This window comes from Marinobacter sp. NSM (genome assembly GCF_052380025.1).
GTDB lineage: Bacteria > Pseudomonadota > Gammaproteobacteria > Pseudomonadales > Oleiphilaceae > Marinobacter.
This window is the reverse complement of record NZ_JBQTCK010000002.1, coordinates 124,814-151,491: the sequence shown is the minus strand read 5'-3', so window position 1 is coordinate 151,491 and position 26,678 is coordinate 124,814. Positions and strand designations below refer to the sequence as shown.

At 59.8% G+C, this 26,678-nt stretch carries 22 protein-coding genes; 13 read left to right on the top strand and 9 right to left on the bottom strand.

Annotated features, from left to right (window positions below):
- Window positions 1-6 precede the first annotated feature (6 nt).
- Complete coding sequence (gene moaB / locus ACTZWX_RS04745) at window positions 7-579, bottom strand: molybdenum cofactor biosynthesis protein B (protein WP_444712949.1); 573 nt, start codon at window positions 577-579, stop codon at window positions 7-9.
- Between the two features lie 367 nt (window positions 580-946).
- Between moaB and rho the strand changes: the two genes are divergently transcribed.
- The 3 genes from rho (at window position 947) to ACTZWX_RS04730 (ending at window position 4,933) form a co-directional block, all read left to right on the top strand.
- A complete protein-coding gene (gene rho, locus ACTZWX_RS04740; RefSeq protein WP_058091947.1) occupies window positions 947-2,209 on the top strand; it encodes a transcription termination factor Rho in 1,263 nt (420 codons plus the stop codon).
- 231 nt (window positions 2,210-2,440) lie between these two features.
- Entirely contained in the window at window positions 2,441-3,928 is a 1,488-nt protein-coding gene (gene ubiD / locus ACTZWX_RS04735) for a 4-hydroxy-3-polyprenylbenzoate decarboxylase (protein ID WP_444712948.1), read from the top strand.
- Between the two features lie 21 nt (window positions 3,929-3,949).
- Window positions 3,950-4,933: a 2Fe-2S iron-sulfur cluster-binding protein gene (locus tag ACTZWX_RS04730; RefSeq protein ID WP_444713415.1), complete on the top strand. Its 984-nt coding sequence runs from the start codon at window positions 3,950-3,952 to the stop codon at window positions 4,931-4,933.
- Between the two features lie 72 nt (window positions 4,934-5,005).
- Here the strand turns inward: ACTZWX_RS04730 and ACTZWX_RS04725 are convergent, their stop codons facing one another.
- From ACTZWX_RS04725 to ACTZWX_RS04700, 6 genes are all read right to left on the bottom strand, one after another.
- Complete coding sequence (locus tag ACTZWX_RS04725; protein WP_444712947.1) at window positions 5,006-6,247, bottom strand: heme biosynthesis HemY N-terminal domain-containing protein; 1,242 nt, start codon at window positions 6,245-6,247, stop codon at window positions 5,006-5,008.
- Entirely contained in the window at window positions 6,244-7,356 is a 1,113-nt protein-coding gene (locus ACTZWX_RS04720; RefSeq protein WP_444712946.1) for a uroporphyrinogen-III C-methyltransferase, read from the bottom strand. The genes ACTZWX_RS04725 and ACTZWX_RS04720 overlap by 4 nt, the downstream gene beginning before the upstream one ends.
- Window positions 7,343-8,182: a uroporphyrinogen-III synthase gene (locus tag ACTZWX_RS04715; protein WP_444712945.1), complete on the bottom strand. Its 840-nt coding sequence runs from the start codon at window positions 8,180-8,182 to the stop codon at window positions 7,343-7,345. Before ACTZWX_RS04715 ends, ACTZWX_RS04720 begins: the two co-directional genes overlap by 14 nt.
- Window positions 8,163-9,104, bottom strand: coding sequence for a hydroxymethylbilane synthase (gene hemC / locus ACTZWX_RS04710; RefSeq protein ID WP_444712944.1), 942 nt, complete (start codon window positions 9,102-9,104; stop codon window positions 8,163-8,165). The genes ACTZWX_RS04715 and hemC overlap by 20 nt, the downstream gene beginning before the upstream one ends.
- 85 nt (window positions 9,105-9,189) lie before the next feature.
- Window positions 9,190-9,945 (bottom strand): LytR/AlgR family response regulator transcription factor, encoded by a 756-nt coding sequence (locus ACTZWX_RS04705; protein WP_444712943.1) that lies wholly within the window; start codon window positions 9,943-9,945, stop codon window positions 9,190-9,192.
- Window positions 9,946-9,975: 30 nt separating this feature from the next.
- Window positions 9,976-11,022: a sensor histidine kinase gene (locus tag ACTZWX_RS04700; protein ID WP_444713414.1), complete on the bottom strand. Its 1,047-nt coding sequence runs from the start codon at window positions 11,020-11,022 to the stop codon at window positions 9,976-9,978.
- 101 nt (window positions 11,023-11,123) lie between these two features.
- On the opposite strand from ACTZWX_RS04700, the gene argH reads away from it, so the two are divergent.
- The 3 genes from argH (at window position 11,124) to ACTZWX_RS04685 (ending at window position 15,359) form a co-directional block, all read left to right on the top strand.
- On the top strand, window positions 11,124-12,539 hold the full coding sequence (argH, locus tag ACTZWX_RS04695) for an argininosuccinate lyase (RefSeq protein WP_444712942.1): 1,416 nt from the start codon (window positions 11,124-11,126) through the stop codon (window positions 12,537-12,539).
- A gap of 142 nt (window positions 12,540-12,681) precedes the next feature.
- On the top strand, window positions 12,682-14,763 hold the full coding sequence (locus ACTZWX_RS04690; protein ID WP_444712941.1) for a T6SS phospholipase effector Tle1-like catalytic domain-containing protein: 2,082 nt from the start codon (window positions 12,682-12,684) through the stop codon (window positions 14,761-14,763).
- A complete protein-coding gene (locus tag ACTZWX_RS04685; protein WP_444712940.1) occupies window positions 14,760-15,359 on the top strand; it encodes a DUF2931 family protein in 600 nt (199 codons plus the stop codon). The genes ACTZWX_RS04690 and ACTZWX_RS04685 overlap by 4 nt, the downstream gene beginning before the upstream one ends.
- An 18-nt stretch (window positions 15,360-15,377) precedes the next feature.
- Here the strand turns inward: ACTZWX_RS04685 and ACTZWX_RS04680 are convergent, their stop codons facing one another.
- Window positions 15,378-17,819 (bottom strand): EAL domain-containing protein, encoded by a 2,442-nt coding sequence (locus tag ACTZWX_RS04680; RefSeq protein WP_444712939.1) that lies wholly within the window; start codon window positions 17,817-17,819, stop codon window positions 15,378-15,380.
- 139 nt (window positions 17,820-17,958) lie between these two features.
- Between ACTZWX_RS04680 and ACTZWX_RS04675 the strand changes: the two genes are divergently transcribed.
- The 7 genes from ACTZWX_RS04675 (at window position 17,959) to ACTZWX_RS04645 (ending at window position 26,419) form a co-directional block, all read left to right on the top strand.
- A complete protein-coding gene (locus ACTZWX_RS04675) occupies window positions 17,959-20,808 on the top strand; it encodes a class I adenylate cyclase (protein ID WP_444712938.1) in 2,850 nt (949 codons plus the stop codon).
- A 72-nt stretch (window positions 20,809-20,880) separates the two neighbouring features.
- The gene (gene lptM, locus ACTZWX_RS04670) at window positions 20,881-21,051 is read left to right on the top strand and encodes an LPS translocon maturation chaperone LptM (protein ID WP_444712937.1); all 171 of its coding nucleotides are present in this window, start codon (window positions 20,881-20,883) and stop codon (window positions 21,049-21,051) included.
- A gap of 44 nt (window positions 21,052-21,095) precedes the next feature.
- A complete protein-coding gene (gene lysA / locus ACTZWX_RS04665) occupies window positions 21,096-22,346 on the top strand; it encodes a diaminopimelate decarboxylase (protein ID WP_444712936.1) in 1,251 nt (416 codons plus the stop codon).
- A gap of 14 nt (window positions 22,347-22,360) precedes the next feature.
- Window positions 22,361-23,275, top strand: coding sequence for a diaminopimelate epimerase (dapF, locus tag ACTZWX_RS04660; protein WP_230713379.1), 915 nt, complete (start codon window positions 22,361-22,363; stop codon window positions 23,273-23,275).
- Window positions 23,276-23,292: 17 nt separating this feature from the next.
- The gene (locus ACTZWX_RS04655) at window positions 23,293-24,045 is read left to right on the top strand and encodes a DUF484 family protein (protein ID WP_444712935.1); all 753 of its coding nucleotides are present in this window, start codon (window positions 23,293-23,295) and stop codon (window positions 24,043-24,045) included.
- Window positions 24,042-25,013, top strand: coding sequence for a tyrosine recombinase XerC (xerC, locus tag ACTZWX_RS04650; RefSeq protein ID WP_444712934.1), 972 nt, complete (start codon window positions 24,042-24,044; stop codon window positions 25,011-25,013). The genes ACTZWX_RS04655 and xerC overlap by 4 nt, the downstream gene beginning before the upstream one ends.
- 11 nt (window positions 25,014-25,024) lie before the next feature.
- Window positions 25,025-26,419: a diguanylate cyclase gene (locus ACTZWX_RS04645; RefSeq protein ID WP_444712933.1), complete on the top strand. Its 1,395-nt coding sequence runs from the start codon at window positions 25,025-25,027 to the stop codon at window positions 26,417-26,419.
- Between the two features lie 9 nt (window positions 26,420-26,428).
- Here ACTZWX_RS04645 and ACTZWX_RS04640 read toward each other — a convergent pair whose 3' ends face one another.
- Window positions 26,429-26,662 (bottom strand): DUF2789 domain-containing protein, encoded by a 234-nt coding sequence (locus ACTZWX_RS04640; protein WP_444712932.1) that lies wholly within the window; start codon window positions 26,660-26,662, stop codon window positions 26,429-26,431.
- Between the last annotated feature and the right edge of the window lie 16 nt (window positions 26,663-26,678).

Sequence of the window (26,678 nt, the reverse complement as noted above, 5' to 3'; positions counted from 1 at the left end):
TCCCGGTTATTTTTCTGCGCGGTTGCCAATGACTTCCTGAAGCCGGCTGAAAGCACGCTCTGGCTTGCGCATGACCAATCCGGAATAGTTGCAGGGGCCGTGCCGGCTGTCCAGCTGGTCTTTCAGAATGCCTTCCCAGCCAGTCCTGCAGGCACCGGTTGAACCCGGCAGGCAGAAAATGACGGTATTGTTGGCCATGCCACCGAATGACCGGGACTGAATCGTGGAAGAATGGATTTCCAGCGCCGATAACCGGCGAAATTCCTCGCCAAAACCCTCAATGACCTTATCCAGCAGGGGCTTGACCGCTTCCGGCGTGCTGTCTCGTTCGTGAAAGCCGGTGCCGCCGGTGATGATGATCGCCTGAACGTCCTGGTCCGCAACCCATTGTGAAATAATAGCGCGTATCAGGTATATGTCGTCCGGAAGAATCCGGCGAGACACCAGTCGGTGGCCGGCCTCAATCACGTTGTCTTCGAGGAATTGCCCGGAAGTGTCCTGCTCGAAACCCCGTGTGTCAGATACCGTCAAAATAGCAATATTCAGAGGTTTGAGTTCATTGGTAAGCTCAGTGCTCATGGCTTGGCTCCGCTCTACTGCATTCGAGATGCGTTCATCAGTCATAGTAGTATCAGTATCCGTATACGGGCCGCAGATGGGAAGGGAGTAACCCATCAGAGGGAGGTGTGCCGGTGGCGGAAGATCATGAAACTGACTTAATTTTGGGCAGAGGTCTTGACAGACGCCTTCAAGGTGGTCGATTATGCGGCTTGCCCGGCGAACGGTTGTTCCCACTCTCTGGCTTCAGCAAACAAATCCGGCTTCCATCTGCACCGGTTGCTCCATCTAGCCAGCACCATGTTTCAGCTTTTTTGATCAATGCGTTCAGGGGCGCCCCTGTCATTCCAACAGTCGTTTACTTCCATTCCTGACAATCCTACAAATTATGAATCTTACTGAACTCAAGCAGAAATCTGTGCCCGAATTGCTCGATATCGCGCAAGAAATGGGCCTGGACAACCTGGCTCGCTCGCGCAAACAGGATGTTATCTTCACCATCCTGAAGAAACACGCCAAGAGCGGCGAAGACATCTACGGCGACGGCGTACTGGAAATTCTGCAGGACGGTTTCGGCTTCCTTCGCTCCGGCGACGCCTCCTACCTGGCAGGCCCGGACGATATCTATGTTTCACCCAGCCAGATTCGCCGTTTCAACCTGCGTACCGGCGATACCGTCTCTGGTAAAATCCGTCCTCCCAAGGATGGTGAGCGTTACTTCGCCCTGCTGAAAGTTAACGAGATTAACTTCGACAAGCCGGACAACGCCCGCAACAAGATTCTGTTTGAAAACCTGACCCCGTTGTTCCCCCAGGAGCGATTGACCCTGGAAGTGGGCAACGGCAGTACCGAAGACCTCTCGTCTCGGGTACTCGACCTGGTAGCCCCGATCGGAAAAGGCCAGCGTGGCCTGATCGTGTCCCCGCCCAAGGCCGGTAAAACGCTGCTGATGCAGGGCATCGCCCAGTCCATCGCCCGCAACAACCCGGAATGTCACCTGATGGTGCTGCTGATTGACGAGCGCCCGGAAGAAGTGACTGAAATGCAGCGCACCGTGCGCGGCGAGGTTGTAGCCTCCACCTTCGATGAGCCGCCGGCCCGTCACGTGCAGGTAGCGGAAATGGTGATCGAAAAGGCCAAGCGCCTGGTCGAGCACAAGAAGGATGTCATCATCCTGCTGGACTCCATCACCCGCCTGGCCCGTGCCTACAACACGGTGATTCCGTCTTCCGGCAAGGTGCTCACCGGTGGTGTTGACGCCCATGCCCTGGAAAAGCCCAAACGCTTCTTCGGTGCGGCCCGGAATGTGGAAGAGGGCGGCAGCCTGACCATCCTGGCGACCGCGCTGGTGGATACCGGTTCCAAGATGGACGAGGTTATCTACGAGGAGTTCAAGGGCACCGGTAACATGGAAGTGCACCTGGACCGCAAGATTGCCGAGAAGCGTGTCTACCCGGCCATCAACATCCGTCGTTCTGGCACCCGCCGTGAAGACCTGCTGATGAGCGAAGCAGACATCCAGCGGGTGTGGATTCTGCGCAAGCTGCTGCACTCCATGGACGACGATACCGGTGCACTGGAGTTCCTGCTGGACAAGCTGCGTGACACCAAGACCAACGACGAGTTCTTCCAGTCCATGAAGCGTCGTTGATGCCGGTTCCCCTGCTCGTTTGAACATGGGGGAGCGTTACACTCCCGAAGTTCGAAGAACGAGGCCGGGAGGAGTTGCCAAAACAATCAGGGAAACCACGTTTTCCGTTTTGGCACCTCCTCCCGGCCTCGTTCCAACTCCAGAACTACGCGTGCTCAAGGACATACCACCAAAGAGCAGTCCGGATCGGCCCCAACTCCGTAGTACCGTAGATCAGAAACGGAGCACACCATGAAATACAACGACCTCAGAGACTTCATCAGCCAGCTGGAAAAGCTGGGTGAGCTGAAACGCATCAGCGTAGAAGTCGACCCCCACCTGGAAATGACCGAGATCTGCGACCGCACACTGCGGGCCGGTGGGCCGGCGTTGTTGTTTGAAAACCCGAAAGGCTACGACATGCCCGTACTGGCCAACCTGTTTGGTACCCCCAAGCGGGTGGCGCTGGGTATGGGGCAGGAAGACGTGGCGGCGTTGCGGGAGGTCGGCAAACTGTTGGCGTTCCTGAAAGAACCGGATCCCCCCAAGGGCTTCAAGGATGCCATCGAAAAACTGCCGATCTTCAAGCAAGTGATGCGCATGAGCCCGAAAGTGCTCCGCTCGGCACCCTGCCAGGATGTGGTGATCGAAAAGGATCAGGTCGACCTGTACCAGATTCCGGTGCAGCACTGCTGGCCCGGTGACGCCGGCCCGCTGGTAACCTGGCCGCTGGTGATCACCCGTGGGCCCAATAAAGAGCGCCAGAATCTGGGTATCTATCGGCAACAGGTGATTGGCCGCAACCGGTTAATCATGCGCTGGCTCAGTCATCGGGGCGGGGCGTTGGACTACCAGGAATTCCGCCGGGCCAACCCGGACAAACCCTATCCGGTGGCGGTGGCCCTGGGCGCGGATCCGGCGACCATTCTCGGCGCTGTCACCCCGGTGCCGGATTCGTTGTCCGAGTACGCCTTCGCCGGGCTGTTACGGGGTGCCCGTACCGAGCTGGTAAAGGCTGGCTTGAGTGACCTGCAGGTGCCAGCCAGTGCCGAGATCGTACTGGAAGGGTTTATCTACCCGGATGACATGGCTCCCGAGGGGCCCTTCGGAGACCATACCGGGTACTACAACGAAGTAGACCATTTTCCGGTGTTTACCGTGGAGCGAATCACCCACCGCCGAGACCCGATTTACCACAGCACCTACACCGGCCGGCCGCCCGATGAGCCGGCGGTGCTCGGGGTCGCGTTGAACGAAGTGTTTATTCCGATCCTGCAGAAGCAGTTCCCGGAGATCGTGGATTTCTATCTGCCGCCGGAAGGCTGCTCGTATCGGCTGGCCATCGTTACCATGAAAAAACAGTACCCGGGCCATGCCAAACGGGTGATGATGGGCGTATGGTCTTTCCTGCGACAGTTCATGTACACCAAGTTCGTGATTGTCACCGATGACGACGTGAACGCCCGCAGCTGGGAAGATGTGATCTGGGCCATGACCACCCGGATGGACCCGGTCCGGGACACCACGATGGTGGAAAATACACCGATAGACTATCTCGATTTCGCCTCGCCGGTGTCAGGCCTCGGTTCAAAAATGGGCCTCGATGCCACCAACAAATGGCCCGGTGAGACCGATCGGGAGTGGGGCACCGCGATCACCATGACCGATGAGGTAAAGCAGCGGGTGGATGAGCTGTGGGACAGTCTCGGCATTGAAATTCCCGCTGCCCGCCCCGATTGACAGGAGCACCGGGTGCCTTGGATTCAGCTTCAGCCATCCGGCCTGAGTTTTCATGTAGCTGACGAGACAGACTTGCTGCTGGCCGCTGCTGAATCCGGTATTCAGGTGCCGGCGGCCTGCAGAAATGGCGTTTGTGAAATCTGTGAGGCCCGGCTGGTGTCCGGCCAGGCCCTGAATACCCGTAATCAGAAACTAATCACGGTTGGTGAGCGTTTAATGATGTGTCGAACCTTGGCGCTGACTGACCTGAAACTGGAGATACCCGCCGTTATGGCATCAGGAAATCATCAACCCCGGCAATACCTGGCGAAAGTGGTGGACGTGCGCTCCATCAGTCACGATGTGTATCGGGTTGAATTGCAGTTGCCGAAGCGCCGCGAGGTGGCTTTTCACGCCGGCCAGTACCTGTCGGTGAATCTTCCAGGTGCCGAGCCCTGCTATTTTTCGATTGCCAGCAGTCCGTCAGCCGCCAATATCGAATTGCACATCCAGGCCTCGCCAGACTGGGTGTCTGCCCAGAAGGTGATTGATGCCCTGACCTCCGGGCGGGATGTCACCGTGGAGTTGCCCCATGGCAAGGCGTGCCTGGCCGCCGCTCCGGACAAGCCGGTGCTGATGGTGGCGGCAGGCACCGGTTTTGCACAGATGAAAAGCCTGTGTGAATTCCTGCAGGAAACCCGTTTCCAGCACCCGGTCAAATTGTATTGGGGGGTGCGCAAGCACGAGGATATGTACCTGCGGTCGCTGGCCCGGCAATGGCATGACGTCTGGCCACCGTTCAGTTTCTTCCCGGTGGTCGGTGATGACGAGGACAACGACTGGGGTGGCCATCACGACCAGCTCGTGGGCGCGGTGCTGGCGTCCGGGGCAGACTGGCAAAACGTTGAAGTACATGCCAGCGGCTCGCCGGCGATGGTGTACACCCTGATGGATGCCCTGATGGCTGAGGGGTTGCCGAAGCAGGCGTTCTTTTCGGATGTGCTGGAGTACGCACCGAGGGACTGAGCGCCACCACGCGTAACACGCTTAAAAAAGAGGCCGGATGGTTACCCATTCGGCCTCTTTTTTTGTCGGGTGTCAGGCCCTTGGCATGGGCAGGTCTGGTAGGCTGTTATCGCTTTCCAGGCCCTGCATCAGCAGCTTGATGCTGGCTTCTTCCTCACCCATGTGGGCATTCAGGCGGCTCAACTCGGCCAAGGTCTCCCGGCTGCGGCGCAGGTGCAGGCTGGTCTGGAAGTACTCTTTTGCCTTGCCCCAGAGCTCGTTGCGCAGGCTGAGGCGGCCCAGGGCCAGCAGCAGTTCTGCGTTATTGGGCCGGTCTTTCAGCCACTGCTCGGCAATCAGCAGTTGCTCTTCGGGCTGGTGGCCCCTGATACGACCGTACAGGTTGATCAGCTCATCGCTCCAGTGGTTTCTCAGTACTTTGCGCAACAGCGTTTCGGCCTGGGCTTCGTCGCCCAGCCTGGCCAACAGGCTGGCGTAATCCCGGATGGTGTATTCGTCCCGGCGAACGAAGCCGGGCAGTTCGTCCCATAACCGGGTCAGCGGCTCCAGAGACGCTTCCGGGTTGTCTTTGCGCAGTTTCAGGGTATCTTCTGCCGCTCTTTCCAGCAGGTTATGCCACACCTGCAGCTCAAGCTCGTCCAGCTCTTTGCCGGGCAATACATCGCGCTTGCGAAGCTCCGGTATCAGCCGGGACAGCTCGCGCCAGTCTTCCAGACGCAGGTAGGTGTTCTTAAGCAGCTTCAGCACAAACGGATGATGGGGCGACTCCTTGCGAAGGCGCAGCAGGGTGGCCAGGGCCTGCTCCAACCGATTGCCCGCCAGTTGCAGCTGGGCTTGGGTCAGCCCTACCGCCATGCTGGAGCCAGGGGTGCTGTCATAGGCTTTGCGCAGCAGCTCATCCACCGCTTTGTGGTCGCCGGTTTCAAAGGCCGCCTGGGCGGCAGCAAGGTAGTTGATCAGCGGTGTGTCGGCTTTGTCTGCCGAGGTGGCCAGCAGCTTGCGGGCCCGCGGCCAGTTGCCCTCGGCCAGTGCCAATAGACCCTGGGTGGTGCGGCGCCGGGCCCGGCGTTCGTTACCCCGGGATACCCAGCCGGCCACCATCCCGGTGCCCTGGCGCAGGTGCCTGAAGGTATTGATCAGAGAAACCGCCAGGACCACCAGCAGAATGAACAGCCCGAGGCCCACCCAGAAATTGGTTTCAATCAGGTAATGGCCCAGGCTGATGCGAATATAGCCTAGATCATAGGTCAGCCCCAGGGATAATGCGGTGCCAACCAGCAGCGCGACCAGCAGGAGCAGCAGAAGCCGGATCATGAGTCATTGCCCCCGCGTTCGGTTTCGGGAGCGTCATCATTACCGGTCGCCAGCCGACCGGCCAGCCGCTCTTTCAGCAAGCCGAGAGACTGGCTGATATCCGGCAGGGTTGGGTCCACATCGCGGTCCGCCAGTTCCGTCAGCGTATCGGCCAGTCCTTGGATGGCTGGGTTGGTAGCATCGTACCAGTCATTGACGGTGGTGATGGCCTTGTTCAGGGCCCGTTCATACAAAGGCTGGTTGCCCCGAAGGACGGCCATTTCCGCCTCTTCCAGCATCAACTGAAGGTTAAGGCGAGCCCAGGCGCTCTGGTCCGGCGACAACAGGGGTTTGACCGGTTCGTCCAGGCGACGGACCACGACCACCTGTTTGAGGGTATCAAGGAAATGATTCCAGCCCCGCACAAACATGTTGCGGCCATCGGCCGGGGCATTCGGGTCTTCGGTCATCTGGAAGCCGGGGGCCTGATCGTGAATCAGGGCCTGGTCGGTCAGGTCGTGAATGCTGGCAATGGCCGCTTCCAGTTTCAGGTACAGCCCGGTGCGGTCGACGCCCTGGATGCCACGCAGTGACAGAATTTCCCGGGCCAGTTGCTGGCGAACCGGGTAAACCCCGATGTCATCGGATTCCCGCAGAACCTCATCCGCAGATTCCAGGGCAGACAGGGCGCCCCGGATATCTTTCTCAATCAACAGGCGCTGGTTGGCGATGCGTAGCAGGTATTCTGCCTCGGCCAGCAGCCAGTCGGTCCGGGTACGATTCCCGGCCTCAAGCAGTTCCCGGGCGTTGTGGTCAATCTGTCGCTGCTGGGTGGCGATCAGCTCGCGCTGGGCCGAAAGCTTATTCTCCAGTGACTGAAGGCGCTGGCTTTGCTCGCTGCCACGGCTGCCATAACGGTCTTCCAGTTGTGCCGTATCCTGGCGCAATTCCTGGATGACCAGCATGGTGGTTTGGTGGGTTTGCCATTGTTGCCAGTTCCAGAACGCCAGAGCCAGGGCAATAATTAGCGCCACAATGGCAATCAGCCATACGGGCCACAGGCGCACGGGGGCGGGATTGGCCGGATTAACCGGAGCGGGCAGTTGCTTTGTTGTTTCAGTCACGGGCATCCTTACTTGGTTTACCGTTGTCACCGGCTTCCTGCATTAACCAGGAAGCCACACTGGTCACCAGATCCTGATCAGCCAGGCCGTCCGGAACCAGTACGTTCCTGAAGCCGACCTTGCGGGCCTGCTCCGAGACTCGTTCCGCTGGAACCACCAACAGCACATTGTTCAGAGTCGCCAGGAACGCGCTGCTGGCCTCTACCAGATTGTTCAGGGTTTCACCGGAAAGCGCAATAATCACCTCCGGCCGGAACCCAGCGAAATTGTCTTCTAAGTCGTTGGCAGCATAGTACGGCCGGAAGCGTCGGTACAGCGGCAGAACCGTTACACGGGCACCTCGTTGCTCCAGGGTCTCCCGGATCAGCTCGCGGCCGTCTTCTCCCCGTGCCAGTAGCACCTTTTCATGGTTTAGATTCTGCAAACCCGGCAGGGCCAGCAGGGCTTCACTGGTCCAGCCATTGTCTGGTTTGTTCGGGCTCAGACCGTGGTGGGCGAAAACCGCGGCGGTGCCGGCCCCCACGCCATACCACTGGATGCCCATGGGCACCTGAGGCCACCAGTGATCGATCTCACCAAGCAGCAAGCTGGCGGCGTAGGGGCTGACGGCAATGATGTGAGCGAAGTGGTCCAGATCCTGAAGAGTCGACCGGCGCTCTGGTGTTTCAGGCAGCGGCTCCCGGGCCATCAAGGGCATCCGGCGAACCTCGGCGCCGGCGGCATGAAAAGCCTGTGCCAGGCGGCTTGCCTCGGGTTCTGGCCGGCAAATCAGTATGCGCCGGCCCTGCAAGGGCAGGGCCTGGCTATTCCGATCAGCTTGGGGTGTGGCCATAGATCTCAGCCAGTACCTTGTCAGCACCCATAGCCAGCAGTTGCTCAGCCAGTTCACGGCCCAGGCGTTCGCCTTCGGCGCGGGGCGCGCGGCCTTCTACCCGAAAAATCTCGGTGCCGTCGACTGCACCGACCAGTCCACGCAGCCACAATGTTTTGTCGTCTTCCAGCAGGGCATAGGCGGCAATGGGAACCTGGCAACCCCCTTCTAGGCGCCGGTTCAGGGCCCTTTCTGCTTTCACCCGGTCAGAAGTATCGTCGTGATTCAGTGGTGCCAGCAATGCCCGCAGCTCGCTGTCATCGAGGCGGCATTCAATACCCAGCGCGCCCTGGCCAACGGCCGGAAGCGAGACCGTATCCGGCATGCAGTAGCGTATCCGGTCGTGGAAGCCCAGGCGCTTGAGGCCGGAGCTGGCCAGGACAATGGCGTCGTACTCGCCGGCATCCAGCTTGGCCAGTCGGGTGTTGACGTTGCCTCGCAGCATCTTGATTTCCAGGTCAGGGCGGTTGGCCCTGAGCTGCGTTTCGCGGCGCAGACTTGAGGTGCCAACCACGGCACCCTGGGGCAGTTGGTCCAGATTTCCGTACTGATTGCTGATAAACGCATCGGTCGGGTCTTCGCGCTCACAGATAGCCACCAGGCCAAGGCCCTCCGGGAATTCCATGGGCACGTCTTTCATGGAATGCACCGCAAGGTCGGCCCGGCCGTCCAGCATGGCTTCTTCCAGCTCCTTCACAAACAGGCCCTTGCCACCAATCTTGGCCAGAGGCACGTCCAGAATCTTGTCGCCCTGGGTTTTGATCTTCACCAGCTCCACGGTGATGTGATCGTGCAGCCTTTCCAGTTCGGATTTGATGAATTCCGCCTGCCACAACGCCAGGGCGCTGCTGCGGGTTGCAATGCGAAGGGTTCGTGTTGACATGGCACTCACAGTCGTAGGAAAAAATGTGCCCCAAGGTTACCTTGTGGCAGTGAAAAAGTCCCGCCGTAGACGACCGTGTACCCCGTCAGGGGGAGGGTTGGTGCTCCTGCAACCATTGCTTGACATGGCTGGCATGGCGGCGGCTGACCGGTAGCAGGGTGTCTGAGTCGTTCAGTGCCAGCATGCTCTGACCATCGCTGTTGCGCCGCAGGGCCTGGATGAAACGCACGCCGACCAGGGTATGCCGATGAATGCGTAACAGTTTTTCCGGATACGCCTGCTCCAGTTCTTTCAGGGTGTAATCACAGACGGTTTCACCCCGGCTGTGGTGCAGGGTGACGTATTTCTGGTCCGCTTCGCAGTAGCGGATGTCTGTAAGATCAATCAGTTCTGTTCCCCGGTGGGTGCGCACGGCAACCTGTTCGGTGGTCAGGTCGCTGTTGTGGGTCAGGGCCTGGAGCTGAACCCTGTTTACTTTTCCTGCCCTTGCCAGGGCGTCTGCCAGAGCCTCCCGTCGCACCGGTTTGAGCAGGTAGGCAATGGCGCGAACCTCGAACGCCTGGATGGCATAGTGGTCGTAGGCTGTACAGAAAATAACCGCCGGCGGGTTGCTGAGCTGGCTCAGCTGGTGTGCCGCTTCCATGCCGTCCATGCCCGGCATGCGAATGTCCATCAGCAGGATATCCGGTTCCAGCTCGGCCACCTTGCGCAGGGCGTCATTGCCATCGCTCGCTTCACCGCACACCCGGTATTCCGGCAGTTCTTCCACCAGGCGCTGAATGCGCTGCCGGGCCAGGGGTTCGTCGTCTGCGATCAGAATGCGCTGCGGTTGTTGGATCATGGTACTCCTGCGGTCGCCTGGTCTGTTTTGTCAGCTTGCTGTCCTTGCGGGCAGCCTGAGGGTAACAGTGTAGATGTTGTGTTGATGGCTGTGTTTGAGAACCGCTGGCTCGCCGAACAAAGCCTGGAGCCTGGCCTGAATGTTAACAAGGGCCACTTGGTTGCCCTGGTGCTGGCGGTTGCTGGACTCCGGTTTCGGGTTCTGGACCATCAAGTATACAAAATGGCCTTTGCCGTACACCTCGATCCGCACTGTGCCGCCCTCGGGCCTGGGCTGAATGCCGTGGTAGATGGCGTTCTCTACCAGCGGTTGCAAGGTCAGCGGAGGAATGGCCTGATGCTCCAGGCCCGGCTGTATGTCCCAGTCCAGCGTTAACCGGTCTCCCAGGCGCAGGGCTTCAATGGCCAGATAGCGTTGGCACAGCTCCAGCTCACGGCTGAGTGGCACCAGTTGATCATCGGTGCGCAGGCTGGCCCGGAACAGTTCGGACAGATCCAGCACCGCCTCTTCTGCCTGGTCCGGATTGCTGGCAATCAGGCTGGCAATGGTGTTCATGCTGTTAAACAGGAAATGGGGCTGGATCCTGGCCTGCAGCGACGTCAGCCGGGCCTGCATTTCCGCTTCCCGCTGTTGTTGCCACTGGTGCTGCAGGTAAAAGTAGCGCAACACCATCAGCACGATCAGCAGCGCCACCAACAGTTTCTTGGCAATACCCGGCCACAGCGCAACCCCCGGCTGCGAGTGCAACACGTTGTCGGCAAACAGGCTGAAGGCCAGCACATCCAGCAGCACAATGACCACAATGGCGAGGGTGGCGCGGGCCACGCTCATCTGCGCCAGCCATGGCCGCAGCAGGCAGATCAGTGCGGCACTGGTGAGGGTGGTCCACTGCACGAACAGGGACAGCAAGCCGAAGTAGTTCCAGTCTATCCAGCCGCGCTCGGCCTGCACGATGGACAACACCAGGACAAAAAGTTCACTGGTGACCAGCAGCAGGAACACCGCCCGCACCCGGCAAAGATCGGGCACGTAGAAGTCGGTGGAGTACTTCTTGTTGATGCCTTTGTCGGTTGCCAGGGGAGTCTCCTTAACCGTGGTCAGAATGCTATACTGCGGCAAATTTTCACTTATCCATTGCCGGCGTGATGATGCCGGGCTGTCAGCAGGAAAGATAGACCATGACGGATCAGAAAAAGTCTGACCAGACCACATCCTCCGAAAAACCCTGGGGTGGCCGCTTCAGCGAGCCTACCGACGCCTTTGTTGAACGCTTTACGGCGTCGGTCGGTTTTGACCAGCGCCTGTATCACCATGATATTACCGGCTCCATCGCCCATGCCACCATGCTGGCGAAAGTGGGTGTGCTCACCGACGCTGAGCGAGACCAGATTATTGATGGCCTGAAAGGCGTTAAAGATGACATCGAGGCAGGCCGCTTCGAATGGTCTGTGAGCCTTGAAGACGTGCACATGAACATCGAAGCCCGGCTGACCGACCGCATCGGCATTACCGGTAAAAAGCTGCACACCGGCCGCAGCCGTAACGACCAGGTAGCCACTGACATCCGCCTGTACCTGCGGGATGAAATCGACGTGATTGCCGAGGAACTGGCCCGCCTGCAGGCTGGCCTGTTGGACCTCGCCGAGCGCGAAGCGGACACCATCATGCCCGGCTTCACCCACCTGCAGACCGCCCAGCCGGTCACCTTCGGCCACCACCTGCTGGCCTGGTACGAGATGCTGGTGCGCGATGCCGATCGCCTGCAGGATTGTCGCAAGCGGGTGAATGTGATGCCTCTGGGCGCTGCCGCCCTGGCCGGTACCACCTATCCGATCGACCGTAACCTTACCGCGGAACTGCTGGGCTTTGACCGGCCCACTGAAAACAGCCTGGATTCGGTGTCTGACCGGGACTTCGCCATCGAATTCTGCAGCTTTGCCGCCCTGCTGATGACCCACCTGTCCCGGTTCAGTGAAGAGCTGGTGCTGTGGACTTCGGCCCAGTTTGATTTCATCGACCTGCCGGACCGTTTCTGCACCGGTTCCTCCATCATGCCCCAGAAGAAAAACCCGGACGTGCCGGAGCTGGTGCGCGGCAAGACCGGTCGGGTCAATGGCCACCTGATCAGCCTGCTGACCCTGATGAAGAGCCAGCCGCTGGCCTACAACAAGGACAATCAGGAAGATAAAGAGCCGCTGTTCGACACCGTCGATACCATCAAGGGCTGCCTGAAGGCCTACGCCGATATGATTCCGGCGATCGAAGCCAAGGCCGATGACATGCGGGTAGCGGCCAAGCGGGGCTTCTCTACCGCCACCGATCTGGCCGATTACCTGGTTAAGAAAGGCGTGCCATTCCGGGATGCCCACGAGATCGTCGGCAAATCCGTGGCTTTTGGTGTGGCCGAAGGCCGTGACCTGTCCGATATGACCTTGGAAGAGCTGCAGCAGTTCTCCGACGTGATTGGTGAGGATGTGTTTGACGTGCTGACCCTGGAAGGCTCCGTGCAGGCCCGTGATCACCTGGGCGGCACTGCACCGAACCAGGTGCGTGCGGCGGTGGCCCGCGCTCGGAAGGGGCTAAGGCTGGTGTAGTCCATGGGTGTGTCATAGACTGATCAGCGTAGAAAATTTATGACAAAACCGTGAAGTGCGGTTTTGTCATAAATACGAAATATCGGCTAGGATTTCCGATACATTTTTACCCGTCTTCTACCGTCAACAAGGAATGCTGACGATGAGCTTCATGAAACTGGTCAGGCCCTCGGAGCTGAGAGCCTGTGATCTCCCCCTCGTTGAAACCCCCTTTTTCGCCGCCGATAAGGCCAGGCGCCTGGTTGAAGAGAACGACCATGTTCGTTCAAACATGCACTCGTTATTCAGGTACGACTACCGTGACCGAGGCAATATAGCCGAGACTGTCCAACGGACTGTGAAAAACGGTGAGCTGATGTTGGTCTGTGAAGGCTGGGATGGACCCTTCTCCCCCTTGGTGACCTGGCAGCCAGACGACAGCCTGCCTGCCGGCGGCCGGTGGCGGGTAAATGACAACTGGATATACACGCCTTCGGCGATTGAGAGCGCCGTGGCGCAACTGAACGAATGCGGCGTGACCCCCGATCAGTTGCACCAATCCGACCCCTGGGGGGTTGGGGCGCTGGAAGTGAACATGTTCTCGATGCACTACCGGCAGTGCCAGCGTCACGAGCAGGCGGCTCAGGGCAGCGAAGATGACCACCGGCTGAGCCTGCCCTTAGGGGCATCCGCGTTGGTGGCTCCCGTTCTGATGTCCGCATCCGCCGCCGAAGGCGCCAAGGAGGACTCGTCTCAGGAACCCTCCCCCAAGATCCACCTGGAAGTTGGCCTGTTTACCGACGGCACCATGAACAATGCCGCCAATACCCAGGCTTTCAAAGAGCAGCTGGAGCGGGAGTGCCTGATTCCCTACGAGAACAACACCATCAGCCGGGAAGAGTGTGAGTGGCGGATGGGCCTGATGATGGGGGACAGTTATGCCAACGCGGCCAGCAATGTGGCGAAGTTGTGGGATTTGTACGATGAGGGTCGAATTGAGTCGGGCAACACCATTACCCATCGCTTCAGTATCTATGCCCCTGGGGCGGGCACCAAGACCAGTGAGGATGATGCGTTGTACAGCGCAGCGACCGGTATGGGAGAGGCTGGTATAGTCCCACAGGTGACATTAGCTTTCTCACGACTCTCCGAGCGGGCCAAAGTCTCATCGCAAGGCAAACCTATTAATCGGTTGACCCTGGATCTGTTCGGCTTCAGTCGGGGGGCTGCTGCGGCCCGCCACGCTGCGCATGAGATTAATCAGGGGGAAAGCGGCCTGCTCGCCGAGATACTGGCTCAGAACCATATTCCTTGGCCGGAGACGGTAGAAATTCGCTTCGTGGGACTATTCGATTCCGTGGCCGCCATCGTTAACCCGGCCGCTGGTGATTTATCGGCTCATAACAACCGCAACTACCCGGTAAAGCTGTACCTGAGTTCGGACAAGGTGCGCCATGCAGTGCACCTGACCGCCGCCCATGAGCACCGCAGGAACTTTGCTCTGAACAGTCTGCGAAGCCGCGACGGCAGCTTGCCGGCCAACATCCGGGAAATCTCCCTGCCTGGAGTTCATTCCGATATTGGCGGTGGTTACGGCGACAGCCAGCGCGAGGACGTGCTGTTAAGCCCCAGGTTGCCGATACCTCGCGACCGGCTGCGCTGGCCGGACAAAACCCTGCAGTGGGACAACCTGGAGGCCAGAAGGAGACAGATAGAGGCAGAAGGCTGGATAGGCCCCTACAGTCTGCCGGTACGGCAATCCGAACAATTGCAGGCCTGGCCGAAAGACCTGGGCCCTGAAGGGCCAGCCCGGCTGGAAATTGTTACCCGACGCCAGGAGCACCCGGCGCCGGATGGCCGAGTGGAACTGGTGTTGCGAATGTTGCGCCAGGTGCGGGGGGAGTATTCGCAGGTGGCCTTGAGGTTGATGCATCGGCTGGCCACCGATAGTGGTGCGCCGCTACAAGATATCGATACCAGGAAAACTGACAATACCTTGCCAAATGAACTGAACCCCATCCTGCAACAAATCCTGGAACAGGTTGAACAAGGGAGCGACGCCCCTTCATTGACCACGGAACATGAACACCTGTTGCTCCAGCGCTATATCCATTACTCCGCCCACTACAACGGCATCGAAACCCTGGTGGCGGGAACACCTGCGAAGTTAGAGGGATTGCATCCCCACGCACCGGTGCTCTCCGGGGAGCGCCTGGTTTATCCACAGACAGAGGGCGAACGATGATTAAGAGAATTCTGGCCATGGGCATAGTGGCCATGGCCCTGTTGGGCAGCGGGTGTTCGGCGTTGCCGAAAGACACCGTAAACTGGTACATCGACGTTGCAGCCCCCGAACACTATGGAGTGTGGGTGACCGATATGTTTCTGGAGAAGTCGGGTGAGCGGAGTTGGCGCCAGCCGATCGGCATCGTGTCGTGCTGCTGGCAGGGGCCATACGGCCCCGTAGGCAAAGGGGCCCGGGTTGACCCCTTTCCGGAACTGATTCTCGTCAATTGGTTCTCTTTTGCAGAGCAGAAGTACTACACCAAAATAATTAAGGTGCCGCCAGACCTGCTGGACCGAATGCGGGAGTCGGCAACCTACAAGACGCCGATGGGTGTGTATTCCGGCCCCCGGAACTTTATGACCATTGGCCTGGCCCCCGGCGGTACCGTGGTGGTCTGGATTTCGAACCAGATTGGCAACGAAATCGAGGTAATGCGCATGCAGGCCACGGAGGTGCCGGGTGATCCGGATGATTTTGAGGTAGGAACCAGGAATTATCTCGAGAAGCACGGCGACTACCTCAGGGAACATGGCATCCCGATGGAGGGCTGGTAGGCGGCTCCCGGCAACCGCTTACCCGCCAATCCGGCCGGTGCTGAGTTCTACCTCTGCTGGCTTGAGCTCGTCCAGTGGCCGCGGCCGTGACAACCGGTAACCCTGGCCGAAGTGAATGCCCAGGGTTCGGACTTTCCTGAGGGTTTCATCGTTCTCGATGAAGGTGGCGACGGTTTCCTTGCCGGCGGTTTCGGCAATACGGTGCAGGGCGTCCACCATGATCTGCTGCACCGGATCACGTTCCAGGTCGTTCATGATGCGTCGGTCCAGTTTGATGATATCCACCGGCAGGTTGGCGGCCAGGCTGTAACTTTCCACGGATGCCCCTGCCCCTTCCAGGGCAACCCGGCACCCCGCCCGGTGCAGGGCGTCACATAATACGGCTACCTCATCCGGATACTGGGTGGCGTGGGATTCCCTGATCTCCAGGCAGAAACAATGGGCCTGGAACGGGGTCTGGCGCACCTGTTGTTCCATGAAATCAGCAAAGGTGTCATCCAGAATGGTGGCCAGCGACAGGTTGAAGCCGCAGTACTTCAGCCTTGGCTCCAACAGTCGATGCTGGCTCAGCCACTGGAGAGTTTGCCGGATAACCTGGCGGTCCAGGCGCTTGGCCAGGTCAAACCGCTCTGCCACCGGCAGGAATTGTTCTGGCAGCAGGGGCGAGTCGTCGCCTGTACCCGGAATGCGACACAGGATTTCAATGTGGTCACCCCAGGTGACGCTGGCCACCGGCTTGAGGGATTGAAACTCCAGAATCAGCTGGCCGTTATCCAGGGCTTGATGCAGCTGTTCAAGCTGGCGGTCGGTGCCCCGATTGGCCAACTCGCCGGGCAGGGCCTGGGTAGTGTGGATACGGTTGCGCCCGGAGGTCTTGGCGGTATGGCACAGGTCGGCGGCCTGGGTCAGTAGCTGTTCAGGCTGGAGCGGAGCGTCGGTTCCGAGAATCAGCAGGCCGCCGCTGGCGGTGGTCTGTAACTGTCTGCCCTGCCATTCAAACTGGAACTGGGCAATCTGCTCCCGGATCTCCTCGGCAATCTTGCGGGCTCTGGGTTCGGGGCAGTTCTCTATGAACAGGGCAAAGGTGTCACCGGACAGCCGGGCCAGGGCGTCCCGCTGGCGCACCCGCAGCCCGAGCATGCCGGCCAGTTCACGCAGGTACCGATCGCAGGTGCCACTGCCGGCCTGTTCGTTGAACTGTTCAAAACCGTCCAGGTCGAGCAGCAGTAAGCCGTCCATCGACTGGCGTTTGCGCTTATGCTTCATGGCCCGTTCCAGATGCTCGACAAAGGAGCGCCGGTTCATCAATCCGGTCACCGGGTCATGGCGCATCCGGTAGTCGCCGCTGCCGCTGTGCTGGACACGATTGCTGATATCTTTGGCAACATGGACGGCACCGACCACCTCGCCTTGCAGGCCCTGAATATTCTGGAAATGAAATTCGTAGACCGGCAGGCCCTCGCCCTGGCGGTTCAGGGGCATCTCCGCCACGAAGTGCTCCCGGTCAAAGGCCCGTTGCCACAGGCGCTCAATCATGCGCCGTTCGTTGGTAAAGTCGGCTAGCAGGTTTTTAAGGTTGTCGCCGGGCCTTGGTTCGGCGCCAAAGGCGTTTCGGAACTGTTCTGCCCAAGGAGCGTTGAAATGCAACAGGTTCAGGCTGGTGTCGACAGCGACCACGAGGTCTGGCGTGGCGTTGGCAGTTGCTTCCAGAATCCTCTGGGCCTGCTGCCGGGCGTGGTCGTGTAGCATGGCTTCACTGTGGTTGACCATCACGCCACCGAGCTTCTGAATCCGGCCGCCGCTTTTCAGGGCGCGGCCCGACAGGATGACTCGTTGCAGACGTTGCCGGCTGGTTAATACCGACAGCTCCATACTGAACGGGCGGCCCGTGCGCATGCAGCGGCGGAACAGGGCACGCACGCGGTTCTGGCCGACCTGGCAGTAGAACAAGGCCTGTTCGGGTGACAACTCCGTCCCGGGGCGCAACTCCAGCAAGCGGTACATGCCCTCGGACCAGCTAATCTCATTGGAGGTCATATCCAGCTCCCAGAGCCCGAAACCCGCGCCTTGTTCTGCCAGTCGTAACAGGCGGCCGTCCATGTCGCCGCTGTCTTTCAGGGAAATGGTGGCGTTGGCGGCCTGGTCTGAATCACGCATTTCCATGCGCAAGCCCAGAATGGCGGTAAAAAAGAAGCCATCCTTGTGGCGGAAGGTCACCAGCACCGTCTGGCCGTTGTCCAGATGGTGTCGGTGGGCCGGGGCAAAGGGATCGTCCTGCCGGGAGGCGAGAATGCGCTGCACCGGCTGTCTGATCAACGCCCCGGCGTCGTAGCCGAACATGGCCTCGGCATGGCGGTCGACGTGGGCGATTCGGCCATCGTCGTCTACCCGCAGCAGGGTTGGCTGAATGACAGGTCCGGACAGATCCGGCCGATAACGTTGAATAATGAATTCTTTCACAGCGCAGGTGCCTCTTCAGGAGGTGCCGGTTCCGATGTTTACCGAAAACGGGTCATCCTTTTATTTTTTTACCGGTTTTGCCACGATTCATTCATCATACTGACTGTCTGACCGAAAATAACCACTTGCCGGAGCCCTCTTGACTGTTCTCGCACCGCCCATCGTTCTCGACTTTGAGGACGGCATTGACCGAAAAACCCTGCGGCGGCTGCGGGACCGGTTTCTGTTGGTCAATCGTCAGCGCTGGGAACGGGCATGTTCCGCCCTGACTTACCGGCAGCAGGTGGTACTTGAACTGTTACCGCTGGCGTTTCACCTGAATCATCCCGCTTTACCTGGCTATCTTGATGGCAGCTGCCCCCAGGGCCTGGCCGGCTATACGCCGGGTAACGATGTGCTGGATTCCGCGCGCCGTTTTGCCCGAAGTTTCAGTGTTCGCGACCAAGGGCTTCGCAAGGCCGATCTCGATAGTCTGTTCCTGATGGGCAGTCCCGGCACCCTTGGGCACTCGGTTGCCAGTGATCTGGATGCCTGGCTTTGTCATCGGGATGATCTGCCTGAACAGGGCATCCGCAGCCTGGAGCGCAAGGCCGAAAAACTCTCGCAATGGGCGGCAACGCTGGGCGTTGAGCTTCACGTATTTGTCTTCTCGGCCGCTGACTGGCGGGCCGGCCGGCAGCGGGCCGAGGTCACCGGAGAGAACTGTGGCAGTGCCCAGCACTTTCTGTTGCTGGATGAATTCTACCGGACCAGCATCCATCTGGCTGGGCGGTATCCGCTCTGGTGGCTGATTCCGTCGGAGGCCGAGGCGGACTATGGGGAGTGCCGCCGGCGTTTGCTGGAGTGCCGGTTCATCAAGGCCAGCGAGTACATTGATTTTGGCGCCGTGCCGTCGATTCCGGATGAGGAGTTCCCCGGTGCCGGTATCTGGCAGCTCTACAAAGGCATTGATGCTCCCTGGAAGGCCATTCTCAAGTTGTTTCTGATTGAGTGTTACGCCACCGATACCGCCCAGCCGTTATTGTCTGCCAGCTTCAAACAGGCGGTGTATCAGGGGCAAACCAGTGCCGATGTACTGGACCCCTACGTCATGCTGTATCAGCGCCTGGAGCAATGGTTGTTGACCAGTGGTGCTCCGGAACGCCTGGACCTGGTGCGCCGGAGCTTGTACCTGAAGGCGGGATTGCCCCTCACGCGGGCTGGCATGGCGGGTGACCAATGGCGAATCGATCTGCTACGACAGCTGGTGCAGCAGTGGGAATGGGGCGAAGGCCGCCTCAGTGCCCTGGATGATCGCCAGCGCTGGCGGGCTGAAGAGGTGACCGGTCTCAGGCGGAACATCGTGGCGGAGCTTACCCACAGTTACCGCCTGTTGTCTCGCATGGCCCGGGAGCAGCAGACCCGGGCGGCCATCAGCGCCAATGACATCAACCTGCTGGGTCGCAAACTCTACGCCGCCTTTCAGCGCAAGGCAGGCAAGATCGAACTGGTGAACCCGGGCCTGGTGCCGTCGCTGGCCGAGGAAAACCTGTCGTTTCATCACCAGTCCGAGCAGGGCGGGGAAGGCGACGGTTGGTTGCTGTACCGGGATCTTGAAGATCCCTCCGATGCCTTCTGGCAACCGGTGATACGCCGTGCAGGCAATCTGGCGGAGCTGCTGGTGTGGTGTTATTGCAACGGCCTGCTGCGCCGCTCTACCCGTCTCAACGTGCGTGCGGGCAAGAGTGTTGCCTCAGTGGCCGAGCTGAAAGACATTGTGGAGGTGTTGTCTGGCTTTCTGCCCATGCCCATGGCTCCGGCACCCCGGGAAGCGCTGTCCCGAGGCGTGCGCCCGCTGAAAAACCTGCTGCTGATTAACGTGGCTGTGGACCCGCAAGCCCACCTGACCGAACGTGGGCTGCACAAGCTCAGTGCCCGTTCCGATTCACTGGGGTTCAGCGGCGGTCGCGATAACCTGGTGCTGACCATTGATCAGATTACCCTGAACAGCTGGCATGAGATCAGTCTGCAGCACTACGCCGCCGGCGATACCCTGATCCAGTGCCTGAAAAACGTGTTGGCTCAGGTGGCGATCAACCCGGCCGATCTGCCTGAAATTCGCGTGGCGGCCCCCAGCAGAGGGCACGGCAGCGCCATCGCACGCCGGGTACGGGAGTTGTTCGCAGATGTATTGCGCCAGTTCTTTGCCGGCGGCACCGGGCCGCACCCCTTGCGTTACATCATCGAGATGGATCATCGCTATTTCCTGCTGCAGTTCAGCGGCCGGGAACCGGGGTTTGTCGCCCTGGACAGTCGTGAAGCTCTGCTGGCAGCGCTGTTGCAGCCGCAGGATCGGTATCTGCCAATAGTGCCGGACCGCCATGCCCTGCGGGAAGAGCCGGTGTTAAAGGCGGTCTGCGCGGCGGCCGAAGCAGGGAACATTCAGGTGTTCTGGTTGCTTCAGGGTGACCGTGGCCAGCTCTGGGTTGTCGATGAGCATGGCAGTTTGTGGACCCGTTCGGTCCGGGCAGGGCACCGCAACCACCTGCTTGGTCCGTTAATGCGTTTCCTGGAGAACCTGGTGGAACGGCGCCTGTTGCGCCAGGCAGATAACCTGGACCCGGCGGGCGGTATCCGTTGTTATGAAATGGTGCGCCGCGACGGCCGCTGGATGGCTGAACTCCGACCCTATCAGGGCGCCATGGTGCCACTTTCGGGCCTGGAGGTTCAGGCCGTCGGTGTTCAGCAGGGCGACAGCACACTGCGGTTCGATATCTACTGCAACGATCAGGAATTCAGTGTGCAGGAATACGGGGACCGGCTGATTCCCGCCGTCGCCCACTACATCCGTTCACTGCGCCAAAGTGGTGAGTCTTATCCGGTGTATCTCACCGACCTGCATCTGCCCCATGATCTGGACCCGCAATTGTATCAACGGGATATCCAGACCGGTCAGTCACTGTATTACCGTACCAGGCTCGAGGACGCCCTCAACAGTTATCTGCCGTAAGCCATCGGGTCCCTCGCGATCAGGGGCGGGTGTCGGGTATACTTCGGCCATTATTCACTCAGGGGTATGGGTATGCAGGTTGGACCATCTCGCCGGCCGTGGGCGCTCTCGATGCTATTGTTGCTGCTGCTTTCCGGTTGCGGCCAGAAGGGGCCACTGTACCGGGATGTGCCGCAGGCAGATCCGGCCCGGTCCGGTCAGGTCGATGAGCGCGCCGACACCGATGAGTCGCCGGAAGGCTGAGCGGCCAACCCTGGCAGTAACCCATCCAGATAGTCAGGATCAACATGGATCATTTCAATTACCGCAATGGCGAACTGTACGCCGAAGAGGTTCCGGTGGCGTCAATCGCTGAGCGTTTTGGCACTCCGGCTTACGTATATTCCCGGGCCACCCTCGAGCGCCACTACCGGGCTTATGACAGCGCCCTGCATGGCCGCCCGCACCTGGTGTGCTATGCCGTGAAGGCCAACAGCAACCTGGCGGTGCTCAATGTGCTGGCGCGACTTGGCGCCGGTTTTGATATTGTCTCTGCCGGTGAGCTGGAGCGGGTGCTGCGCGCCGGTGGCGATGCCGCCAGGGTGGTGTTCTCCGGCGTTGGCAAGCAGGAATGGGAAATGAAGCGGGCGCTGGAAGTGGGCGTGCGCTGTTTCAACGTTGAATCTGACACCGAGCTGGACCGCCTGAACAAAGTGGCCGGAGAGTTGGGCGTGAGGGCACCGGTATCGCTTCGGGTGAACCCGGATGTCGATGCCGGCACCCACCCCTACATTTCCACCGGACTGAAGGAAAACAAGTTTGGTATCGATATCGCCGAGGCCCCTCAGGTTTACGCCCGTGCCGCAGCGTTACCGAATCTGGATGTCCATGGGGTGGACTGTCACATTGGTTCCCAGCTGACGTCAGTCTCGCCGTTTCTGGATGCCCTGGACCGGGTGTTGGTGCTGATCGATACCCTGGCGGACCAGGGCATTCACATTCGCCATCTGGACATGGGCGGTGGCCTCGGCGTGACCTACGATCAGGAGCAGCCCCCGCAGCCAGCGGATTACGTCAAGGCACTGGCCGAGCGGCTGGGTGATCGGGAACTGGAACTGATCATGGAGCCGGGCCGCTCCATTGCCGCCAACGCCGGCATATTGCTGACCCGCGTGGAGTTTCTGAAGTGCACCGAGCATAGTAACTTCGCCATTATCGATGCCGCCATGAACGACCTGATCCGCCCGGCACTGTATAGCGCCTGGCAGGCCATCATCCCGGTACAGCCTCATCAGGATGGCGAGGAAAAAGCCTGGGATCTGGTCGGGCCGGTGTGCGAAACCGGCGATTTTCTGGGAAAGGATCGTAAACTCCGGCTGAAGGCGGGCGATTTGCTTGCGGTTCGGTCAGCCGGTGCCTACGGTTTCGTTATGGCGTCCAATTACAACACCCGTAACCGCCCGCCCGAGTTGATGGTTGACGGCGATCAGGTGCATGTGGTGCGCCGCCGGGAGACTCTGGACGATCAGCTTGGCCCTGAAAGTTGCCTGCCGGAATGAACGGGGAGCAAGAAATGAATCCGCAAAGACGGGGCCAGGGGCCGTTGCTCCGGTTTACCAAGATGCACGGGCTGGGGAACGACTTTATGGTGGTGGATGCCATCAGCCAGCCTTTCCGCCTGCGCCCGGAGTTGATCCGGGAGCTGGCGGACCGGAACTTTGGTATTGGCTTCGACCAATTGCTGGTGGTTGAACCGCCGGGTCTGCCTGATGTGGATTTTCGCTATCGTATTTTTAATGCCGATGGTTCGGAAGTAGAGCAGTGCGGTAACGGCGCCCGCTGCTTTGCCCGGTTTGTGCGTGACCAGCGCCTGACCAACAAGCGGGTGATCCGGGTACAGACTGCCAAGGGCGTGATCGAGCTGAAAATCGGCAAGGATGGCCTGGTAATGGTCAATATGGGCGTGCCGGAACTCAATCCGCCCGCCATTCCCTTCGCCGCGGACTGTCTGAAGACCGTGTACACCGTCGATGTCGATGGCCAGAGCGTGGAATTGTCGGCGGTTTCCATGGGCAATCCCCACGGTGTACTGGTGGTGGACGACGTTGACACGGCGCCGGTGGCCACCCTTGGGCCCATGCTGGAGAAGCATCCCCGGTTCCCCGCGCGGGCCAATATCGGATTCCTGCAGATCGTCGACCGGAGCCATGCCCGCTTGCGTGTATTTGAGCGTGGTTCGGGAGAAACCCTGGCCTGTGGCAGTGGAGCCTGTGCTGCGGTGGTGGCCGGTCAGCTGCGAGGCCTGCTGGATACCCGGGTGGAGGTGGAGCTGCGGGGTGGCCGGCTGGTGATCGAATGGCAGGGGAATGGGTCCCCTGTTATGATGGAAGGTCCCGCTAAAACGGTATTTGAAGGGCAGCTTCGTCTGCCGGGCGATCCCCAGCCCCGGCGTCGCAGAAGTTCCCGAACCACTAAAACAAGGTCCTGACGGCTCAGGAGAACACGATGACAGAACAAACGGCCCGCCAGAAGGCCGGCGAACTCACCCGGGAGCAGGTGGCCGATTATCTTCGCGCCAATCCTGATTTTTTTCTTGATCAGGATGAACTGCTGCGCAGCCTGACTCTGCCCCACGACAGTGGCCGGGCCATCTCGCTGGTGGAGCGCCAGGTTCATCTGTTCCGTGAGCAGCGGGATACCCTTCGCCGTGAACTGGTGGAGCTGGTATCGATCGCCCGTCATAACGACCGGCTGTTCGAGAAAAGCAAACGGTTGCTGATGCAGGTGATTGAAGCCAGGTCACTCAACGATATAGCCGCCGCCGTTGATGACAGCATCCGCGGCGATTTTGGCCTGGATGCTGCCTCGGTGCTGCTGTTCAGTGATTCGGCGCAGCCGGAGAAAGGCGAGGGCGCCCTGCACATCGTCAACGCCGTCCAGGCCCGGGAGCGTCTGGGCTCGTTGCTGGAGGGTGACCGTGCGGTGTGCGGCCAGTTCCGGGAAAGCGAGCGGGAGTTCCTGTTCCCGGACCGGGATGAACCGATTGCCTCGGTGGCCCTGGTACCGCTGCGTCATGAGGGGCTGGTTGGCGTATTTGCTGTCGGCAGTTGCGAGCAGGGTTATTTTGATCAGAGCATGGGGTCGCTGTTTCTCAGCTACATCAGCGATACTCTGAGCCGGCTGTTGCCGCCCATGCTTGACCGTTACCGGACTGATGCCCCGGTGTCTGACCTGGCCGTGGAGAGCGGCCAGGGGTGACCGGACCGGCGACGGACACCCGGCCACCGGAGGTGATTGCCGCCCCGGTGGTTGCGTTTGTTCGTCATCTGGCAACGGAAAAGCGCCATTCCCCCCGCACCTGTGATCACTATCAAAGAGACCTTGATCGCCTGATTACCTGGCTGATGGAGGTCGATATCCCGACCTGGTCAGACTTGACCATCCACGATGTCCGCCGTTACGTAGCCCGGCTAAGCATAGACGGGCTGGGTGGCCGGAGCATTGCGAGGCACCTGTCTGCCATCCGCCGTTTCTATCAGTTCCTGCTTCGGGAAGGTCTCGCCCGGGACAATCCCGCCCTGGATGTCCGAGCCCCCAAAAGCGGCCGCCGGCTGCCGAAAGTGGCCGACGTTGACCAGATCAGTCAACTACTGGACGTCAATCCGGACGATCCTCTGGAAGTTCGCGACCTCGCCATGTTTGAACTGATGTATTCCTCGGGACTGCGGTTGGCAGAACTGGCCAGCCTGAGCCTGTCCGCCCTGGACTTGAAAGGCCGGGAGGTGCGTGTTCTGGGTAAAGGTAACAAGGAGCGTATTCTGCCAGTCGGAGGAAAGGCCGTCGCGGCCCTGAATCAATGGCTGGCCCACCGTACAGCCATGGCCAACGAGGGTGAAGCCGCGGTTTTCGTCGGCCATCGGGGTGGTCGGCTGAGCCAGCGGAGTATCCAGGCCCGCCTGGCCCGCTGGGGTATAGTCCAGCGGGCCGACCAGCGCCTGCACCCGCACCTGCTTCGGCACTCCTTCGCCAGTCACATGCTGGAGTCCAGCGGTGACTTGCGTGCGGTTCAGGAACTGCTTGGCCATGCGGACATCGCCACCACCCAGGTCTATACTCATCTGGACTTTCAGCATCTCGCCCGGGTTTATGATCAGAGCCACCCTCGGGCGCGTCGCCGTTCCAGCAACAATACCAACCGCAACGACAATGATCTTACCGGTTCTTGAGGGAGTGATTCATGGCATCTGAGGAGTCCTGGAAGGATAAGTATCTTCGGGAACTGGACGAAGCCGAGCAGCGCGAGAAACAGTGGTTGGCTGAGCGCAATGTGCTCGAACGCATGCTGGTGCGAACCAGCCTGGCCTCGGAAGGCCAGACTCCGGAACTTGATAACCTGCTTAATCGCCTGAGATCCGATCTGCGCAAGCAGAGGTTTGATATCGATGCCTGGAAAACCCTGCAGGATCAGATTGATAAAGCCATCACTCGGCTTGATGAAGCTGGACCGAACAACGCTGCCGCCCCTGCCCAGCCAGCTGCTCCGGCGGAGCGGGTTGGTGGTGATAATGATATTGCCGAAGACGGTCATCGGCTGAGAATCGCCCGCCGCGTCGGCCAGTTGCTGGGACAGCTGTTGAATCAGGTCAGCTTGGAGCCAGAGGCTGAATCCCAGGCCAGAACGCTTCAGCAAACCCTGTTATCCAGTAATGACTGGGAGATCCTTCGGGAAGGTCTGAATCAGGTGGCTGAGCTGGTGATTGAGGCGGTTACCCGGAGCCAGAGGGAGTTTGAGGTGTTTCTAAAACGCCTGGACGAGCGCCTGGAAAACCTGCGCCAGCATTTTTCGGAGCAGTCCGATGCCCAGGCTTCAAGGCAGGATGACACCGTAACCCTGGATCGGGAAATTCGGGAAGAACTGGGTAGAGTATCCGAGGATATTCAGAGCAGTCAGGATCTGCAGAGCCTCAAGCAGTCTGTGAGCGAGCGCCTGGAATTCATTGGCGGCGCCCTGGAGCGATTCCGCACCCGCGATTCTGAGCGGGAAGAAATGCTGGCGCAGCAACTCAATGTCATGCAGGAGAAAGTCGCTGCCATGGAGGCGCACTCGGAGCAGATGCAGGCGCAGGTCCGTCGGGAGCGGGAACGAGCAATGACCGATCTGCTGACCCAGTTGCCCAACCGGGAAGCTTGGCAGGAGCGGCTGTCGTTCGAATACAACCGTTGGCAGCGCTATCGGCACCCGTTAAGTGTGTCGGTAATCGACATTGATTTGTTCAAAAGGATCAACGACTCGTTTGGCCATAAAGCCGGTGACCGGGTGTTGCAGCTGGTGGCTCGGGAGATAAAAAACCGCCTGCGCAGCACCGACTTCATTGCCCGGTTCGGTGGTGAGGAATTCGTTTTGCTGTTACCGGAGACCGGGTTGGAGGCTGCCCGGGAAGTGGTCGAACAGTTCCGCGAACATGTCGGTAAACTGCCGTTCCATTTTGGCGGCAAGCCGGTCTCTATCACCTTTTCTGCCGGGGTATCGGAGTTCCGGGATGGTGATGCCGAAGATGCCGTGTTCGACCGTGCCGACCGCGCCCTCTATCAGGCCAAAGATGCTGGCCGCAATCAGGTGGCGGTGGATTGACGGCACCGATCAGTGTCGCAGCAGGGCGTCCAGTTCATCAATAATTTCGGCCCAGTCGCTGTCTTCCTCTAGCCCCTCCTCAAGAAATTGCGATTGGCTTTCGGACCAGAAGGGTGCGTCTTGAATGGCAATTTCCGAAGGCAGTGGGGAGTGCCGGGCAATAAAACTCTCAATGCTGTTCTGTTCCGATGGCAAGCCAAGTTGCTCAAACAGGACGCTGAGTGTGTGTTTGCTGGTATCCATAAGACAGGTTTCTCCT

Coding starts and splice junctions, on each gene's coding strand:
- moaB (WP_444712949.1), bottom strand. CDS start 579: ATGAGCACTGAGCTTACCAATGAACTCAAACCTCTGAATATTGCTATT.
- rho (WP_058091947.1), top strand. CDS start 947: ATGAATCTTACTGAACTCAAGCAGAAATCTGTGCCCGAATTGCTCGAT.
- ubiD (WP_444712948.1), top strand. CDS start 2,441: ATGAAATACAACGACCTCAGAGACTTCATCAGCCAGCTGGAAAAGCTG.
- ACTZWX_RS04725 (WP_444712947.1), bottom strand. CDS start 6,247: ATGATCCGGCTTCTGCTGCTCCTGCTGGTCGCGCTGCTGGTTGGCACC.
- ACTZWX_RS04720 (WP_444712946.1), bottom strand. CDS start 7,356: ATGCCCGTGACTGAAACAACAAAGCAACTGCCCGCTCCGGTTAATCCG.
- ACTZWX_RS04715 (WP_444712945.1), bottom strand. CDS start 8,182: ATGGCCACACCCCAAGCTGATCGGAATAGCCAGGCCCTGCCCTTGCAG.
- hemC (WP_444712944.1), bottom strand. CDS start 9,104: ATGTCAACACGAACCCTTCGCATTGCAACCCGCAGCAGCGCCCTGGCG.
- ACTZWX_RS04705 (WP_444712943.1), bottom strand. CDS start 9,945: ATGATCCAACAACCGCAGCGCATTCTGATCGCAGACGACGAACCCCTG.
- argH (WP_444712942.1), top strand. CDS start 11,124: ATGACGGATCAGAAAAAGTCTGACCAGACCACATCCTCCGAAAAACCC.
- ACTZWX_RS04690 (WP_444712941.1), top strand. CDS start 12,682: ATGAGCTTCATGAAACTGGTCAGGCCCTCGGAGCTGAGAGCCTGTGAT.
- ACTZWX_RS04685 (WP_444712940.1), top strand. CDS start 14,760: ATGATTAAGAGAATTCTGGCCATGGGCATAGTGGCCATGGCCCTGTTG.
- lptM (WP_444712937.1), top strand. CDS start 20,881: ATGCAGGTTGGACCATCTCGCCGGCCGTGGGCGCTCTCGATGCTATTG.
- lysA (WP_444712936.1), top strand. CDS start 21,096: ATGGATCATTTCAATTACCGCAATGGCGAACTGTACGCCGAAGAGGTT.
- dapF (WP_230713379.1), top strand. CDS start 22,361: ATGAATCCGCAAAGACGGGGCCAGGGGCCGTTGCTCCGGTTTACCAAG.
- ACTZWX_RS04655 (WP_444712935.1), top strand. CDS start 23,293: ATGACAGAACAAACGGCCCGCCAGAAGGCCGGCGAACTCACCCGGGAG.
- ACTZWX_RS04645 (WP_444712933.1), top strand. CDS start 25,025: ATGGCATCTGAGGAGTCCTGGAAGGATAAGTATCTTCGGGAACTGGAC.
- ACTZWX_RS04640 (WP_444712932.1), bottom strand. CDS start 26,662: ATGGATACCAGCAAACACACACTCAGCGTCCTGTTTGAGCAACTTGGC.